Annotated in this window: 13 protein-coding genes and 1 tRNA gene; 9 read left to right on the top strand and 5 right to left on the bottom strand. The window is 35.9% G+C overall.

What is annotated here, in order from left to right; genetic code table 11:
- Positions 1–9: 9 nt before the first annotated feature.
- Together ACN1CN_RS11025 and ACN1CN_RS11020 are read right to left on the bottom strand one after the other, a co-directional pair.
- Positions 10–699, bottom strand: a complete 690-nt coding sequence (locus ACN1CN_RS11025; protein WP_419135694.1) for a LytR/AlgR family response regulator transcription factor — start codon at positions 697–699, stop codon at positions 10–12.
- Positions 696–1,718 carry a sensor histidine kinase gene (locus ACN1CN_RS11020; protein ID WP_419135693.1) on the bottom strand — a complete coding sequence of 341 codons (1,023 nt, stop codon included), beginning with the start codon at positions 1,716–1,718 and terminating at the stop codon, positions 696–698. Before ACN1CN_RS11020 ends, ACN1CN_RS11025 begins: the two co-directional genes overlap by 4 nt.
- A 139-nt stretch (positions 1,719–1,857) precedes the next feature.
- On the opposite strand from ACN1CN_RS11020, the gene ACN1CN_RS11015 reads away from it, so the two are divergent.
- From ACN1CN_RS11015 to ACN1CN_RS10995, 5 genes are all read left to right on the top strand, one after another.
- Positions 1,858–4,248 carry a TonB-dependent receptor domain-containing protein gene (locus ACN1CN_RS11015; protein ID WP_419135692.1) on the top strand — a complete coding sequence of 797 codons (2,391 nt, stop codon included), beginning with the start codon at positions 1,858–1,860 and terminating at the stop codon, positions 4,246–4,248.
- A 180-nt stretch (positions 4,249–4,428) separates the two neighbouring features.
- On the top strand, positions 4,429–5,958 hold the full coding sequence (locus tag ACN1CN_RS11010) for an ArnT family glycosyltransferase (protein ID WP_419135691.1): 1,530 nt from the start codon (positions 4,429–4,431) through the stop codon (positions 5,956–5,958).
- Positions 5,951–6,475 carry a DUF4269 domain-containing protein gene (locus tag ACN1CN_RS11005; RefSeq protein ID WP_419135690.1) on the top strand — a complete coding sequence of 175 codons (525 nt, stop codon included), beginning with the start codon at positions 5,951–5,953 and terminating at the stop codon, positions 6,473–6,475. Before ACN1CN_RS11010 ends, ACN1CN_RS11005 begins: the two co-directional genes overlap by 8 nt.
- Before the next feature lie 127 nt (positions 6,476–6,602).
- Positions 6,603–6,675, top strand: a tRNA-Met gene (locus ACN1CN_RS11000).
- Between the two features lie 175 nt (positions 6,676–6,850).
- Positions 6,851–7,105, top strand: coding sequence for a GIY-YIG nuclease family protein (locus ACN1CN_RS10995; protein ID WP_419135689.1), 255 nt, complete (start codon positions 6,851–6,853; stop codon positions 7,103–7,105).
- A 156-nt stretch (positions 7,106–7,261) separates the two neighbouring features.
- Here the strand turns inward: ACN1CN_RS10995 and ACN1CN_RS10990 are convergent, their stop codons facing one another.
- Positions 7,262–7,810, bottom strand: a complete 549-nt coding sequence (locus ACN1CN_RS10990) for a hypothetical protein (RefSeq protein ID WP_419135688.1) — start codon at positions 7,808–7,810, stop codon at positions 7,262–7,264.
- Between the two features lie 137 nt (positions 7,811–7,947).
- Between ACN1CN_RS10990 and ACN1CN_RS10985 the strand changes: the two genes are divergently transcribed.
- The gene (locus ACN1CN_RS10985; RefSeq protein WP_419135687.1) at positions 7,948–8,838 is read left to right on the top strand and encodes a winged helix-turn-helix domain-containing protein; all 891 of its coding nucleotides are present in this window, start codon (positions 7,948–7,950) and stop codon (positions 8,836–8,838) included.
- Between the two features lie 316 nt (positions 8,839–9,154).
- Here the strand turns inward: ACN1CN_RS10985 and ACN1CN_RS10980 are convergent, their stop codons facing one another.
- Positions 9,155–11,167, bottom strand: coding sequence for a M13 family metallopeptidase (locus ACN1CN_RS10980; protein WP_419135686.1), 2,013 nt, complete (start codon positions 11,165–11,167; stop codon positions 9,155–9,157).
- Positions 11,168–11,822: 655 nt separating this feature from the next.
- Here ACN1CN_RS10980 and ACN1CN_RS10975 point away from each other — a divergent pair.
- The 3 genes from ACN1CN_RS10975 to ACN1CN_RS10965 are packed head-to-tail and all read left to right on the top strand — an operon-like array spanning position 11,823 to position 17,326.
- Positions 11,823–15,992 carry a DUF6531 domain-containing protein gene (locus tag ACN1CN_RS10975; RefSeq protein WP_419135685.1) on the top strand — a complete coding sequence of 1,390 codons (4,170 nt, stop codon included), beginning with the start codon at positions 11,823–11,825 and terminating at the stop codon, positions 15,990–15,992.
- A 3-nt stretch (positions 15,993–15,995) separates the two neighbouring features.
- Positions 15,996–16,844, top strand: a complete 849-nt coding sequence (locus ACN1CN_RS10970; RefSeq protein WP_419135684.1) for a leucine-rich repeat domain-containing protein — start codon at positions 15,996–15,998, stop codon at positions 16,842–16,844.
- A 47-nt stretch (positions 16,845–16,891) separates the two neighbouring features.
- Positions 16,892–17,326 carry an SMI1/KNR4 family protein gene (locus ACN1CN_RS10965; RefSeq protein WP_419135683.1) on the top strand — a complete coding sequence of 145 codons (435 nt, stop codon included), beginning with the start codon at positions 16,892–16,894 and terminating at the stop codon, positions 17,324–17,326.
- Positions 17,327–17,419: 93 nt separating this feature from the next.
- On the opposite strand, the gene ACN1CN_RS10960 is transcribed toward ACN1CN_RS10965, so the two are convergent.
- A complete protein-coding gene (locus ACN1CN_RS10960) occupies positions 17,420–18,154 on the bottom strand; it encodes a class I SAM-dependent methyltransferase (protein ID WP_419135682.1) in 735 nt (244 codons plus the stop codon).
- Positions 18,155–18,384 lie beyond the last annotated feature (230 nt).

Raw genomic sequence — 18,384 nt, 5'->3', positions numbered from 1 at the left:
TTTTTGCTGCTAACTTAACCAGTCGCTGACTAACTTTCGATAGGTTTCACCCACCGGAAGCTGCTCTCCGCTGGTAAGTTGTATCTGATTTCCATCGATAACTTTTATTTTATTTTTTGGAATTATATAGGATCGGTGAATCCGAACAAATTGGTTTACCGGAAGTTTTTCGAGAATATCTTTCATGTTTTCCAAAACCATAATTTTTTCGCCTTTTGTATGAATCCGGATGTAATCTTTAAGTCCTTCGATATAAAGAATATTTTCGGTTGCTATTTTATGGTGTTTCCTGTCGGCTTTTACAAATAAAAAATCTTCGGTTTGCTGGTTTTGAAAGGTTTCCTGCCAGCGGATAAATTTCTCAACACTTTGATAAAAACGATTGAAAACGATTGGTTTGAGTAGATAATCTATAACATGAAACTGAAAAACATCCAACGCATAATCGGGATAGGCAGAGGTAATGATAAAATTATGTTTCTGATTGAACATTTGCATCAACTCAATTCCGGTTAACTGCGGCATTTGAATGTCGATAAACACCAAATCAACCACTTCATTGTTCAGTATTTCGATGGCTTTAAAAACATCTGAATCGGCATACAAAACGTTTAATCGTGGCACTTTAGAGGCATAATCTGCCATTAGTTTTACTGCAAAAGGTTCGTCGTCTAAGATGATACAATTTATTTTCTTCATTTTAATTCTATTTCGAGTTCAGCCGTAAACTGATTGTTTTGATTTACTACTTTAATTTGGTGTTTTTGCGGATAATGAATTTCCAGTCTCTTTCTTAAATTACTCAATCCAATACCTCCCAATTTATCCTTCTTTTGTATGGCGATATCATTTGTCACTTTAAAATGGAGCTTTTTATCGGCTAACCGTAGCTCAATTACAATCGGTTTTTCGTTAGAAGTAACCCCATGTTTCATAGCATTTTCAATTAGTGGAGACAAAATATAAGGCGGAATTTCTTCGGAACTATTTTCGGTTTCAATTCTGAAATCAATAAAAGCACTTTCCTGATGCCTCAATTGTTCGAGCTCGATATACGCTTTTATATAATCGATTTCATCGGCCAGTTTTATCTTTTCTTTTTGAGATTCGTAAGTCGTAAAACGCATAATCTGACTTAGTTTTTCAATGGCTGCCAACGATTTATCGGACTGAAAATAAACCATTGAGTAAATGTTGTTCAGCGTATTAAAGATAAAATGCGGATTGATCTGTGCCTTCAAAAATTTGATTTCGGTGTTTTTATTCTCTTCCAGAATATGCTGATTGTACTCGAGCAAGCGGATAAAATAAATGACAAACCAAAGCAGTGAACTTAAAATAACAGGCATACTGCTGTAGTGCAGGTTATCCTCCATATACTTAAAAAAAGTTGGATTGGTATAATTGATTCGGTGAAACAAAACATCGCTTATCTCCTGCTCCAACAGCCATCTTGAAGCTATAAAAAACAAGTAGGAAACGATTACTCCCGCAAAAAAACGCTTCCATTGAAACGATTTGAAAACCAATTTCATTACTACAAAATAATGAAAGTAAAAGGTCATTACAAATACCATCATGTACGTTGAAAGAAACAAATCAGGAATGTAAACTTTTGCCTGTATCAGATTTTTAACAAAGGTGAAATACCCCATCAAAAGCCAATATATGATGTGAACAAACACTTCTACTCTTTTTGATAATGTTCCTTTATACATTTTTCGTTTTTTTTTCAAAGATATACATTCATCAAAAAGTCCAAAGCCGGGTTTGTAGATTAATCAGAGGGGTTTGTCGATAAAAGTAGTTTTCGGCCTCTTTTCAGTGCAGTTTTGCAGCATAATTAATCTAAAAACCATGAAAAATATTAGCCTTTTAGTACTTGTCTTTTTATATCAAACGTATTCTTTTGGTCAGGAATATGAAGTTAAAGGAAAAGTGATCAATCAAAATAAACAAGCCGTTGAATTTGTAATCAGCGGTTTATTAAACCAACAAAAAACTTTAGCTGCTCAGGCTTCAACAGACAGTCTGGGGAATTTTGTGCTGAAAGCTCCAAAAGGAAATTACCGCTTACTACTCGAACAATTTGGTACTGAATTTATGAACCGCGAAATCACCATAGACCAAAATACCGATCTGGGTACGATTGAAATTAAAGAATCGGTACAGCTGGACGGAGTTACTTTAAAATCGAGAAAAAAACTGATTGAACAAAAAGTAGACCGACTTGTTTTTAATGTCGAAAATTCGGTGACCGCTACTGGCGGAACGGCTTTAGACGCCCTAAAAGCAACACCTACCGTTAGGGTTCAAAATGAAGCGATTTCGATTGTAGGTAAAGGTGAAATTTTAGTGATGATCGACGATCGTTTGCAAAGAATGCCTCAGGAAGATTTGGCAGCATTTCTTAAATCAATTCCGGCGGATAATATTAAAAGTATTGAAGTGATTACCACTCCTCCGGCAAAATATGACGCAGAAGGTAATAGCGGTCTGATTAATATTAAACTGAAAACGGCAAAAGCCAATTCATGGAATGCCAATATTGGAACATCCTACACCCAGAAAACATACGCAGGCGGGAACGCAAACGGACTTTTTACATACAATCACGATAAACTTTCGGTACAGGCTACGGTAAGCAAAGGAAAACAAAAATTACTGACTTCTTCTGAAAGCTCTATTTTTTATACCAATGAGACCTGGAAACAAGAAGTTAAAAACAAATCGACCACAGATGTACTGAGCTTAGGTCTTGGTTTTGACTATAAAGTTACCGACAAATGGAGTACCGGACTCAAATATCTGGGCAGTTTTACAGATAAAGTGAACGCAAACACCCCATTTACGACCCGATACAATACTGCGAGCGGAATGGCGGATTCTTATATTACTTCGAATGCCAATGGCGAAAATAACCCAAAGATGAATGCAGTTAACTTTCATAATTCGGTTGCAATCGACAGCTTAGGAAAAAACATCTCAATGGATCTGGACTATTTTGATTATAACAAAAGTGATTCTCGTTTCTTCTCCGGAAATGAATTAGACAGCAGTAAAAATAAGATTCCCGGCGGTTTTTTCTCTTCCATCAATTCCAATGTCAACACCATCCGAAATTACTCGGCCAATATTGATGTCACTTTACCGTACGATTGGGCAAACCTTAGTTTTGGAGCGAAAACTTTCCATACCAATACAAACAACAATCTGGTTGTATACGATCACGAAACTGGGGTGCCCGTTTTTAACACCAATCAATCGAATGTTTTTAATTATAAAGAGTACAATCAGGCCTTGTATTTTTCGGGAAGCAAAAAAATAAACTCAAAATGGGAGACTCAAATTGGTTTACGCATCGAAGCGACACAAACCAAAGGATATTCTGAAAATCTGAATCAAACCAACACCAACCAGTATGTAAAATTATTTCCAACGGCCTATCTGACATATATTCCAAATGAAAGTAATTCTTTCTCGTTAAACTACAGTCGAAGAATCCGCAGACCTGATTTTGATTATTTAAATCCTTTTGTAGTTAAAACGAGCCCTTATTTTTATGCGGAAGGAAATCCTTATTTGAAACCTTCATTGATTGATAATTTTGAGTTTTCGTTTATCCGAAATCAAAAATGGGTAAGTTCTGTTTACTTCTCTCAGGTTTCCGATTTTGGACAAGAATTATCGATCATTGATCCGAATACAAATGTTACGAGAAACACTCCCTTAAACTATGCCAATACGTATCAGATCGGTCTTTCTACTTCATACAATTTCAACAAATGGTCATGGTGGAACAGCTTCACCGGATTCAATTTAAACTATCAAAATGTAAAATCAAAAACCGCTTTTATTCAGTCAATTGATGGTTATAACGGATACCTTTACAGCAATAACGATTTTACGATCAACAGCAGCAAGACACTATTTCTTGGTTTAAATTATGGTTTACAACTGCCTGGTCGTTACCAAATTTTTAATATTTCGACTTTGCATATTCTTGATATTTCGGTGAAGCTGCTCACTTTCAACAAAAATCTTTCTGTTACCTTCATTGGCGAAGATTTACTGAATGCGCAAAAACCGCTAATTTCCTATAGTTCCAACGACATTAAGACCAATGTAAAAAGCTATAGTGACAGCAGAGGATTCCGAATTTCGTTGAGTTATAAATTCGGTAATCAAAACATCAAAGCAAAACAAAGAGATTTTGGAAATGAGGAAGAAAGAAGCAGAGCCAACTAACCATCTTTTGAATTTCATACAAAGCTTCAGATTTCTCTGGAGCTTTTTTTTGCATTTACGCCAAATTTCAAAAATCTCCCTTTGTCCTCCATTTAAAATAAACTTATATTAGCTTTAAATTTAAACGATTACAGAAAATACCAGACCAGAAAATTACCGCTTAAAAAACCAAAAACCACCATGACCAAAAAAACTGCCATTTTACTCGGGTTTATCGCCTTAAAATTTATACTGCAATATCTCTTAATAAGTCCTGAATATGATTTGCAACGCGACGAATACCTGCATCTTGATCAGGCACATCATTTGGCATGGGGCTATTTATCCGTTCCTCCGGTGACTTCATGGATTTCTTACCTTATTCTTTTACTTGGAAATTCCGTTTTTTGGGTGAAGTTTTTTCCGGCTCTTTTTGGAACTTTGACGCTTGTGGTGGTCTGGAAAACTATTGAAACTTTGAAAGGAAATCTATACGCCCTGATTTTAGGTGCTACCTGCGTTTTGTTTTCATCACTATTGCGAATCAATATCCTGTACCAGCCCAATTCATTAGACATCTTATGCTGGACTACTTTTTATTATGTGATCATTCAATACCTTACGACCGAAAACAAAAAATGGTTTTACATTGGCGCTGTCGTTTTTGCCTTCGGTTTTCTGAATAAATACAACATACTGTTTCTCCTTATTGGCCTCTTACCTGCTCTTTTACTCTCCAATCAAAGAAAAATATTCGCAGAGAAAAAACTCTATTGGGCATTGATTTTAGGACTTGTACTGATTTTACCGAATCTTTTATGGCAATACAACAACCACTTCCCTATTGTGCATCATATGAAAGAACTGGCCGAAACACAGCTCGTTAATGTGGATCGAATGGAATTTTTGAAAAAGCAATTGTTATTTTTTATCGGTTCTTTCTTTGTACTTCTTGCTGCTTTGTATGCCTTGCTTTTCTACAAACCTTTCGAAAAATATAGATTCTTTTTTGCTTCGATCATTTTTACACTCATTGTTTTTCTGTATTTCAAAGCCAAAGCTTACTATGCCATTGGTTTATACCCCGTTTATATCGCTTTTGGAGCTGTTTTTCTTTCTCAGGTACTACAAACAGGCTGGAAACGTTATCTGAAACCCGTTTTCATCATCATCCCATTATTGCTTTTTATCCCCATGTACGACTTCGCTTTCCCTAATAAAAGCCCGGAGTATATCATCAAAAATCCCGAAAAATATAGAAAAATGGGAATGCTGAAATGGGAAGATGGAAAAGAACATGCGCTACCGCAGGATTTTGCCGATATGCTGGGTTGGAAAGAACTCGCCCGCAAAACAGACTCTGTTTATGCTTTAATTCCGAATCCCGAAACAACTCTGGTACTTTGTGATAATTACGGACAGGCCGGAGCCATAAACTATTACTCTAAAAAAGGAATCAAAGCGGTGTCTTTTAATGCCGATTACCTCAATTGGTTTGTTCTTGACGTACCTTACAAAAACGTCATCAGAGTTAAAAACTCTTGGGAAAGAACTGCTGAGCTTAAGGAAACCAGTCCTTTCTTTGAGTCTTCCCGTATTGCAGGCGAAATCACTAATAAATATGCAAGAGAGTCCGGAGCCACTATTTTTGTTTTCACAAATGCCAAAATCAACATTAACAAAAGACTCAAAGCTGAAATTAAAGAAGAAACGGATTATAGTAATGATTGATTTTACCACTATCGACTATCTAAAAAAAGGAAATCACAAACAAATTGAGGCCCACCAAATCCTTACTAAACATAAGATTTTGGATGATCTTGTTGCGTTTGATCCAATTTTGGCAGGCACGATCCCACTTTTGATCGATATTGAAAACAGTGATCTGGATGTTATTTGTTACTGGAAAAACAAAACTGAATTCGTAGAGAAACTCAACACTGCCTTTGGAAGCAAAGACAATTATACCCTCCGGGAAGCGATAATCGATCGCACAGAATCTATTATTGCAAATTTTAAAATAGATCCCTTTGAAATTGAGATCTTTGGGCAAAACATTCCAACCAAAGAGCAGAATGCGTATCGACACATGGTCATAGAATATCAAATTTTGCAATCAAAAGACGAAAATTTCCGATTAGAGATCATCAAACTCAAACAAAACGGTTACAAAACCGAACCTGCTTTTGCTTTTTTATTAGGCTTAAAAGGCGATCCATACGCCGAATTACTGACGTACAACATCTAAGCCGCTTCAACACAAAACACAAATGATTAAAAACCAATAACTTACAATTAAAAACTGCATATTTAAAAATAATTCCGAAATTCCTTTGTATAACCGTATTTACTGTGTATCTTTGCACCCGAAACATCGCGGGATAGAGCAGTAGGCAGCTCGTCGGGCTCATAACCCGAAGGTCACAGGTTCGAGTCCTGTTCCCGCTACTAAGAAAAACACCACTTGAAAAAGTTGGTGTTTTTTTTTTATTTCAAAACGAAAACTAGCGAGCTCATATCCGCCGCGGCGGACAGAGGTTCGAGTCTTCGCCGCGGCGAACTACTAATAAAAACACCACTTGAAAAAGCTGGTGTTTTTTTTTGTTTATAACAATTTCATATTATGGAAGAATTCGTTGTTTACATCCTTTATTCAGAAAAATTCAATAAAACCTATACTGGCTTTACTTCTAATTTAATTGAAAGATTCAAATCTCACAATCTTCTTGAAACAAAAGGTTACACCCTAAAATTCAGACCATGGAAAGTAATTCATGTAGAATTTTTCAATTCTAAACCCGAAGCAATGAAAAGAGAAAAATATCTAAAAACTGGAATAGGAAGAGAATTCATTAAAAATATTATCTTAAACTTATAACTCGTCAGACTCATATCCGCCGCGGCGGAGGCAGGTTCGAGCCTTCGCCGCGGCGAACTACTAAGACAAAAGCTTCAGATTTCTCTGAAGCTTTTGTTTCTTAAATAAAAAGTCACAACAAAGCGTAAATTTTGAATGTCTTTCGTAATTTATTTATTAGCAACCGTCTTTAGGAAGTTTACGTTTATAAATTATCCTGCCATCTCGTTCTACATAATCACCCGATATTATTGGGTAAGAATACTTAGGAGTATGCGATACGCTATGGCTTTTTATAATTATTCTGTCGTTAATTTTTAGACCATGTAATTGCCAAAATCCATCGTCATTAAAGTTTTCTGGCCCAAAACTAAGTATATAATCATCCCCTTTAATCCTTACCATTATCCCGAAACCTAATTTTGAGTCAGGTGGAAGAGAAAGCGAGGTTATAATTCCATCCATTTTGGTATAATCATAAATGGACTTCCTTATTTTAGTTTCACTGGCATACACTTTTTTACCTGCCGGAGACTCTTCCCATTTTTTGTACACAGTACCATCTGGCGTAGCCTTCCATTTATTCAATGCAATTTTCCTCTCAGTAATAGAGATTGGTTTTTGAGTTAATTTTTTAGAAGTTTCACTTTTATTTTCACGATTTGCAAATACCAGTCCGCTTACCACAACCAGCGATAAGATCAGCGCATAAATGATTTTTTTCATGTTCTTTTTGGTTTAATTAATAACATAGCTATATCTCTCTTTAAAGTTTATACGGCTAAATTACTTTGACATTTTTCGGTTTAATAGATTTAAATTGTAAATAAAAATGTAAACTTTGTAAATAAAACATTGACAATATGCTTAATAGCCAAAAACTTCTTTATGGAAAACGCAGATACCTGTTTACACTAATAGTATTCTTGTCTATCTCTGTAATCTGTGTGGCTTTGGATATGGGAGATGGTAATGATTTTGATATTTCCAGAAGAGAAGTTTTACTCCGCAAGATCGGTCACGAACTACTTTTACAGTCGGGTGACAGTACATCAAGGGTACTTCCTGTAAAAAAGATTGCCGAAAATGAATATCAAATCAATTTTGAGAATAACTTTACTTTTCAGCCAGATTCTCTACTAAATATTACCAGTCGTTTTTTGGACAAAGCTCCCGGCTCAAGTAATTATATTGTTAATGTTCTTAATTGTGACAATGGTAGCGTAACTTATGGATACGCTATCTCAAAAAATAAGAAAGATGATATTGTCGCTTGTATCGGAAGAAAACAGCCCAAAACATGTTACAGGATTAACATTAAGTTTAAACCAACAGGTATTATTACAGCAAAAAACGGATATCTTCTCGGGGGACTTTCATTTTTAGCATTTGTTGGAATTCTTTTTTTGAAATCAGTTAAACCTCGAAAACATTTACCCGAAAGTCGACACGCTACTACATTCACTTTGGGCTCAGTATTATTCAATGCAAATGATCGCAAGCTTATCATCAATGAAAAGACAATAGACCTGACTGTTACGGAAACCCGTGTATTGCTCATTTTTGCATTGTCACCCAACAAGACCATAGAGAGAAGCCGATTGCAAAAAGAAATATGGGAAGACGAAGGCGTTATTGTGGGCCGTAGTCTGGATATGTTCATATCAAAACTTAGAAAAAAACTGGAAAATGATCCGAACATCAAAATTGTCGTTGTACGCGGCAAAGGATATAAGCTTGATATCCCTTTCTAATTTGAGCATAATATCTGACAAAAAAGACATTTCTATGAGATGTTTTTTATCTTTGAAATTAAGGCTTTTAGTCCGGATAACTTTATCTTTAATTCTTATTCCTATGTGGAAATATTAAATTAAGAAATAATCATTTCTAAAAAATATCAAAAATAAAGCTCCTGAGAAATCTGGAGTTTTTTTCTTTTAAGCTAAATCATAAAAAGTTAGGAGCCTTTTATAAAATTTACAATTTCTAAGAAACCAAAAAAAATACGCAAAGTTCACAGAGATCTTTGCGCATTTTTTTATAGAGACACTTCAAAGAACAAGTGTATTACCAAATTGTTATTCTGTCTTTCTTCGGTAAAAACATTTTATCTCCGGGTTGTACATTAAAGGCGTCGTAAAAAGGTGTTGTATTCATTAAAGTACCATTCACACGCCAAACTGGTGGAGAATGTGGGTTATTATTAATCCACAAACGCAGGAACTCGTCTTTCATTTTTACTCTCCATATTTTGGCTAAAGAAATAAAGAAACGCTGGTCTGGAGTATAGCCGTCTATTTTTGTGTTTCCTTTTCCTTGTTCGGTCATTTTAAAAGCATCATAAGCAACTGCTAATCCTGCAATATCTGCCGTATTTTCGCCAACGGTCATGGCACCATTAATGTGCAGATCACCCAAAACAGTATAGGTGCTGTACAAATTAATCACCTGCTGTATTCTTGACTTAAACTGTGCATAATCTTCTTTTGTCCACCAGTTTTTTAAGTTACCATCCTTGTCATATTGAGCACCCTGATCGTCAAAAGTATGGGTTATTTCGTGACCAATCACCATTCCGATACCTCCATAGTTAAGTGCATCATCGGCATTATTATCAAAATACGGAGGTTGTAAAATACCTGCAGGAAAAACAATTTCGTTTGCTGTAGGGTTATTATAGGCCGTAACGGTTGGAACTGTAGTATACCATTCTGATTTATCGACTGGTTTACCCAATTTTGCCAATTGAAATTGATAGGCAGCTGTAGCGGCCGAAACCATATTTTCAAAATAGGCGTCTCTGGAAATACGCACCTTGCTATAATCTCTCCATTTATCCGGATATCCTATTTTCTTAGTCATGGCTGCCAATTTTTCTTTCGCTTTTTGTTTTGTAACAGGACTCATCCATTCCAATTTATCAATTCTTACGGCATAGGCTTTTTGCAGATTATTCACGAGGATCAACATGCGTTTTTTAGCCTCTTCCGAAAAATATTTCTTTACGTACAATTCGCCCAGCGCTTCGCCTAAGTAAGCGTCAAGAACACTCGCCATTTTTTCGCCACGTGATTTTTGAACAGCCTGACCCGAAAGCACTTTGGTATATTCAAATGAGGCATCTACAAAAGGTTTACTTAAATCATCTGCATATCTTTCTAAAGAATTTGCTTTTAGGTAAATTTTCCAATTATTAATAGGGATGGATTTTAAAAGCTTATTAAGGGCATCATAATAAGCAGGCTGACCTACATTAATGAAATCAGCTTTAGCACCTAAAGTATTTAAGAAAGCAGTCCAGCCAATGTTGGGATGTCTTTTTACAAGATCTGTCACCGCTATTTTATTATAATTGGCCTGCACATCACGAAGTTCAACTTTTGTTTTATGCGCAACAGCGAGTTGTTTGTCTATGTCGTAAACCAAATTAGCATTCTTTTTAGCCTCATTGGCATCGCTACCGGTTTGTTGAAATAACGTCGTAAGGTATTTTTTGTACGATTCCTGTATCGCAACAGTCGATGAATCCGATTTGAAATAATAATCCCTATCAGGCAAACCGATACCCGTTTGATAGATTTGAGCAATATTCATACTGCTGTTTTTATCATCGGTTGATACTCCAAAACCTATAATCGAAGAATTGCCCACTTTTACTTCATTAACCACAAAGTTCATTAAGGAAGGTAAATCGCTAATGGCTTCAATTTTGGCTAGTAAAGGTTTGATAGGCGTATAACCACGTTTGTCAATCGTTACAGTATCCATACCTGATGCATAAAAGTCCCCTACCTTTTGCGCTATACTCCCTTCCGGATTCTTGCTTTGCGAAATGCTGTCCAATATTCCTTGCAGTCGAATTCGTTGTGGATAATTCATAAACATATAAACACCAACTCCGGCCTGAGATGCAGGTATTGATACAGAATCGTACCACTTACCATTTACATATTTAAAAAAATCATTACCAGGTCGCAATGTGGAATCTATTCCAGTGATAGCAATGTTTTTTTCCTTTTGATGTTTTGAGCACGCTGTAAGCGCTAAGAATGCAATGCAGAGCATTAATGATTTTTTCATAATCTAAATGATTTCTATTAAAATGAACTGAAAAACGTTTGAAAGCAGGTATTTTTTAAAATGTATATGCCTGGCATATTTGATTTTAGCAGAACAATATACGAATTCAGTTTTTAATTTTAAAGTCCTTGTTAAAATTACTACTTAAAAAAAGCAGAATCATAAGCCGCTATTTATCATTACTATAGCCATCCTTGTAGATTTTTTGATTCTAAATCTGAGGCATTAAAAAGAAAACAATATTTAAAAACCGGAATAAGAAGAGAATCTATCAACACTTGATCGAAGCTAAAAATTTAATTTCCCCCTTTAGCCTGGTCTCTATTTCTTATTTGAATCTCCCCTGTATCCCCTGTAAAATCAGTATACGAAACAATGGCTCGCAATCACCCGAGAATCTTAACTATTGATATTGTGCAATATAAACGTTATTTTTTCTAACAAATCTTACAAATTTATTGACTTATTCAAATTACTGTTGTATTTTCGTTCATAACTGTATTTCAATACGCTTCTTCTTCCTACAAGAGAAAAAGTAAAGTAAAACATTCATAAAAAAAAGCAATTATCATATAGAGTGACAAACATTTTAGAATAAAGACAATCCAATATCAAATAACCAAAGGAATACCACTTAATCAACATCTACTAAATTATGTTATTAACCGATAACCATTTGACCATTGTGGTGGGGATAGACATCCATTTTACCACCTTACCCCCTTTTAATCCGTTTCACCCTTACATAGGTATTGTCATTGACCCTTTTGATTATGTTCCATTTTTAGGCACCAGTGTGCATGTAAATGGTTTTAAACGAGGAAATTCAGACACCAGTGGTATTATCATTCCATTGGTACACATTCCGCTTTTTACACCGCCCTGGCTGATGACTCCTATTATTGGCCACGAAAGCATGAACTTTTTTGCTTCTCAAACCGTATTCTCAGACAGCACCCGAATGAGTCCCAAAGGTCATATGTTAATGACTTGTAATGATATTGGTATTCCCCTCTCGATGTCTCTGGGAAAAACGAAAGTAGGAAAGAAAATGATACCGTTTGCCCCGACCCTTTTTGCCCCAACTTCATTTTCCTTGCCTATTCCTACCGGGAAACCGGTCATGGTTGGAGGTCCTTATCCGCCCGATTGGGGTGGAATGCTTACCGGACTGGCCGCCAGTATAGGTTTTAGTACCTTAATGAAAATAGGCAAAAAAGCATTCAATAAATTTCTTAAAGGCGCTATAGGCCCCAACAAACTCAGCAAATTGTTGTGTAAAGCGGGTTTCGAGCCTATTAACCTTATCAACGGAGCTGTTTTTTATGAAGGCAGCGATTTTGATATTACAAGCCCTATACCCCTTAATTGGGAACGTAACTGGTATTCAGATTCTCAGTATGTAGGCTGGCTTGGACATGGTGTACATAGTGTATACGACAGAGCCGTAGAATTATATCCTGAAGAAGATGCTCTAGGGCTTCGCATGGACGATGGTAGAGTGGTTGCATTTCCGGCGCTGTTGCCTGAGGAAGAATTTTACCTCCGTCAGGAAAAAACAACCTTGAAAAGAACTCCCGAAGGTTACCAGGCTTACGATCATAAAAGCAAACTCTTTTATGATTTTACCCTTTTTGACGGCAAAAAATACCAGCTCACTCAAATAACCAATCCTGATGGATTGACCACCGTTTTTGAATTTAAAGGATACAGCCTGAACAGAATCATCGATTCAGCAGGAAGAGTAATAAAAGTAAGCACCAAAGACGGATTCATTCAAAAACTTGAACTTGCTGCTCCCGAACAAGACGAGTTGCTGGTGGCTTATGAATACGACGAGCATTATAATATGGTTGCCATTATTGATGCACTAGGAGTACCAACCCGTATAGCCTATCAGGATCATCTTATGGTCGAGAAAACCGATCGTAATGGACAAACTTTCTATTGGGAATACGATACTCAAAACAAATGTATTCACACCTGGGGTGAAGGCGGCTGGCAGGAAGGCTGGATCGAATACCACACCGAAGAAGGCTATAACATCGTAACCGATGCCAACGGAGCTGTAACCACTTATTATTATGAGCCTAACCAGCTTGTGACTCAGGTAAAAGACCCAATGGGGAACAGCACATTTTACGATTATACCGAATTTATGGAACTCTATCGGGAGATTGATCCCGAAGGACGTATTTTGGGCTTTAATTATGATGACAGAGGCAATAAAACCGGAACGGTTTACCCGGATGGTACCGAAGAAATCATGATCTACGACGATGAAAATCGTCCTTCGATTGCCATCGATCCGGAAGGCAACAAAACCATTTATCTATACAAGGCTCAAAAACCACATCAGCTTAAAACCATAATTGCACCGGACAAAACCAGTACTCATTTTGCTTATTATGAAAACGGGCTACTGGCCACTGTTGCCAAAAACAACAACGAGCTTGAACTGGTGTATGATGAGCAATACAACCTCATCGAATGGAGAGAAAATGACAAAAAGCTAAAATCATGGGAGTACGACTATCGCAGTCGTGTACAGGCAATTTACACCCCAATGCAGATGGCAGATTACTTTACCTATGATGCGCTGGACAGAGTGCAGCAAATTGTAGAGAAAGACAGTAACGTTATCGAATTCAGCTACAACAATTATGATGAAATAATTGCCTTAAAAGACAAAAAAAACGATATAAAATTAAGTTATACCCCATTGGGAAGTCTGGCCACCAGAGAGCAAAACGGTGTAAAAGTCCGTTTTAACTACGACAAAATGGAGCAGCTTACCAGCATAAAAAATGAGGACAACGAAAGTTATAGTTTTAGCCGAAACAAGGCCGGATACATCATGCGTGAAACCGCTTTTGATGGCATCGTAAAAAAATTCAATCGTAACCTGGCCGGTGAAGTAACCAGAATAGATCATGGAGGCGGAAAATTTACCGACTACGAGCAGGATGCACTGGGACGCATCACCAGAGCCGATTATCACGATGGCACCTGGGAAACCTATACCTATAATAAAAATGGATTGCTGATAGAAGCCGTCAATCAAAACGTAAGTATTCGTTTTGAACGAGATGAAATGGGGCGTATCATAGAGGAAACGCAAAAACAACAGTTAGACGCCAACGAAAATGGCATAACACTTACATCTACTTATAACGAATTAGGACAACGTATTCATATCAGTACCAGTCTTGGTGCCGACATCAGTACTCATTACAACCAAAAAGGACAATTAGAGCGTATCGAAGCTCAAAGTAAGGAGCTTAAAGAACAGCATCAGGCTTGGGAGACCACCTTGAAACGAGACGAATTAGGACACGAAATAGAGCGATTTGCCACAGGAGGTTTGCACATCAAAACCAGCTACAACAGCAGCGGTAAACAAAAAGAGCAGGACGTTTTTGCAAACGGCAAACGTACCGGCTCGCGTTATTATAACTGGGATACCAACCAGCAGCTCCGCAGTAAAGTCAATCAGCTTACCGGTGGCATGATCTATTTTGATTATGATGACTTTGGTAATCTGGCTAAAAGTTACAATGGGAACGAAGAACTCTATAAAACCCCGGATGCGGTAGGTAATTTATACAAAACGCAGGACCAAAGTGACCGTAAATATGGCAAAGGCGGCAAACTGTTACAGGATGAAAAGTACTTTTATAAATACGACGAACTCGGGAATCTAGTACACAAAAGTACCCGTGACATTACCAAGGCACTCGTTTTTGAGGAGCCTACCAGTTGGATTGACAAACTTGCAGTTAATAAAGAAGAAAAACTGAAATTACAGCAAGAACACGAGCAGTGGCAGTACGGCGATACCACTTATACCTGGCTGGCCAACGGCATGCTTGAGAGTGTAACCAACCCTGATGGTAAAGCTGTACGTTTTGAATACGATGCACTGGGAAGACGTACTGCAAAAATTGCAAACCAGAAAATAAATCGTTATGTTTGGGATGGAAACGTTCTTATTCACGAGTGGAAATACGATCTAAAAGACAGACCTCAACTTGTTATTCAAGACGATGATTTAGTTTATGACAAAACTGAACCCGTTGATAATCTCATAACCTGGATTTATGAAGGAGGTTCTTTTGTACCAAGCGCTAAGATTATTGGTGAAGAAAAATATAGTTTAATAAACGATTATATTGGAAGACCAGTACAGGCCTATTCAGAAACAGGCGAACTGGTTTGGGAAACCGATTATGATATTTATGGAGCCTTAAAAGATTTAAAAGGCGATCGAAGCTTTATACCTTTTAGACAGTTGGGCCAATATGAGGATGTGGAGACGGGTTTATATTACAACAGACATCGTTATTATTCTTCTGAAACTGGGCTGTACTTATCGCAGGATCCTATAAGACTTTTAGGAGGTAGAGAATTTTATGCATATGTATTTAATTCTAATTTCTGGATAGATGTATTTGGTTTAACAGGGACGTATATGTTTCAGTTTCCGACAGGTGAGTATTATATTGGGAAAGGCCCCATCGATAGAGCCGTAACTTCTCAAGGTGTAAGAGCAAGGGAAATTGGTTCAAGTACCTCAAGTATTACTAAAGGAGTCCATGTTGACTATGGAAATAATGATACAGGTTTTTTAGTTGAACAAGAATTAATAAACAGGAAAGGGGCTGTTAATGACCCAAAAGGATTAAATAGAATTAACCAACCGGGTAATAAACCTTTAGAAGCGATGAAAATAAATGATCCTGTAGCATATGCAGATATAGTTAAAAAAGCGGATGATTTAGAAGCTAAATTTAACGCTAGCACAGGTAAAATTAAATGTCCATAAAATATGTATAGAATAGAAGAGAAAGAACCATTTTGCAAAAAAATGATTACCGTTTTTACAAATGATTTTGAAAATGGAATAAATTATGCAATAAAAGAAAAATGTGATGGTGTTTTTATTAGAAAATTTTTAGAAAATGATAGTGAAGCAATTGATTTAAGCTTACTTATTCCATTAAAAGAGAATTTATTCCATTTAGCAATTAATGATAATATCCCAATAAATGATGTAAGAAACATTGAACAACTAACTAATTTAAGATCTATTTGGCTGCCTGTAATTACCGATAATTTAGATTTATCTTATCTTGCTAATTTAGAAGAAATTTCGATGAAAGGTGGTTCGACAATAACAAATATTGATAAACTCAGTAAGTTAGATGTACTTTATATCAAAGGTTCTACAGGGAAAAATTTAATGTCTTTTTCAGGAAGTGACTATGTAAAAAAAATAATATTAGCAGATACTAATTTAGAAAATTTAGAAGGCATTGAGAAATTTCCAAACTTAAGCAGCTTAGAACTTTCATACAATAATAAGCTTAATGATTTAAGTAGTTTAATTAGTATGAAGTTAACTAGATTAAAGATATTAAAATGTAAAAAGCTATTATCTACAGATATTCTAAAAGAAAACAAATCAATAAAAGACTTATATATAGATAATTTGACAACACTATCTTCTTTAGTAAAAATACCAACTTTAGAATCAATTGGATTTCAAGATTTGAAAGATGGTGATATTGGGATAGTATTAAGCTCGTCCAATATTAAAGAAGTACGATTTTATCCAAATAAGAAAAATTATACCCACAAAGAATCTGAAATTAATAGTATTTTAAAAAACAGATGATAATCTAGTAGAAATGTTTTTTTAGAGCTAAAATGTAAATAAAAAACATGAAACAAGAATTAATAGATAAAATAAAAGTAATACTATCAGATGATGATTTGTTTGCAGGTAAATCGGTTAATGAAGAAACAATTAAAAATGCTGAAACCGAGCTTAATGTAAAATTCGACAATGATTATGCACAGTTTTTAAGTCTCTTTGGAGGTAGTTATACAGGTTTTCCGGTTTACGGTTTTAATAACTGCGAAATGTTATCAGAAGAAACTGTTATCGATTTAACAAAGGATTTTAGAAGTAACTATCTGGTTGATAACAGATGTGAATTAATACAATCCAGTTATGTCATTTCCGTTAGTGGAAATGGAGATCCGGTATTTATTTCTCCTGATAATAAAGTTTGGATTTATTATCATGATGATGATGAAACGGAAGAAGTAAATAAATCTTTTGAAGAATTAATAGAGGAAAATTTGATGGAGTAATCTAATGGAGTAAAATGAAAAGAAGCTGTTTCAATTGAACTGAAGACGCTTCTTTTCGTTTATACTTGCTTTATGAATTCAAAATTCATCCCTTTATGATTTACCTGCAGAAACCATAATAAAAATTGGTCTTCTTAACTCCTCTTTCATTTCCGGATACTTTTCAATGATTTCCTCTGACGGTTTAGGCTCCGCTATTTGTGTAATACTAAAACCTGAATTAATGACCATATTTAGAATACTTGCTACAGTACGATGGTATTTTACTACTTCATGACCTAAAAAAAATGTTTGTCTCACTCCTTCGTCCTGGTAATTGTCAACTGGCCAATGTAGTCGGTTTTCATTTTCATCCCTAAACCAATCCTGCTCGTTTTTTGCTGTAAAAACGGGATGTTCCATAGAAAAGACAAAACTCCCGCCTTTCTTCAAATACTGATAGATCTTACGAAAAAGAGCTTCCAAATCTTGTACATAATGAAAGGTAAGCGAGCTAAAAATAATATCAAACTGTTCCTTTTCAAATACAATATCTTCAATTGGCATTTGGTGATAGGTTATTGATACTCCCTCTGATTTTTCCTTTGCTTTATCAATCATTTTCTTCGATAAATCAATTCCAATGACATTCTCTGCTCCTTGTTCTTTTGCATAAATACAATGCCATCCATAACCGCAACCGAGATCAAGAACATTTTTTCCCTGAAAATCGGGCAGCATCTTTTTTAAAACATGCCACTCTCCTGCTGAGTTCAGACCATCTATCGAACGTAACATTTTACCATAGTTTTCAAAAAAATCTGTATCATCATAAATATTTTGTTTCATCTCTTCCTTTTTTTATTAAACCCCACTCCCCTTATTGTTCTACTGAATACCACACAAATGTCTCTGACGTTGTGCCACTTCTAAAAACAAAACTACTATAAAAAATGAAAACCTCAGGAAGAATACAACGCAATATCACAATACTTACCCTTCGTTGAAACTGCGGACCATGCTGAAAACAGGAGAATTTTAAGAGTTCCCGTAAATATCAGGGACTCCTCTTATCAGAT

It is taken from the genome of Flavobacterium sp. T12S277, from assembly GCF_048514875.1.
Taxonomy (GTDB): domain Bacteria; phylum Bacteroidota; class Bacteroidia; order Flavobacteriales; family Flavobacteriaceae; genus Flavobacterium.
The sequence above is the reverse complement of the archived record's forward strand: the minus strand, read 5'-3'. Positions and strand labels throughout refer to the sequence as shown.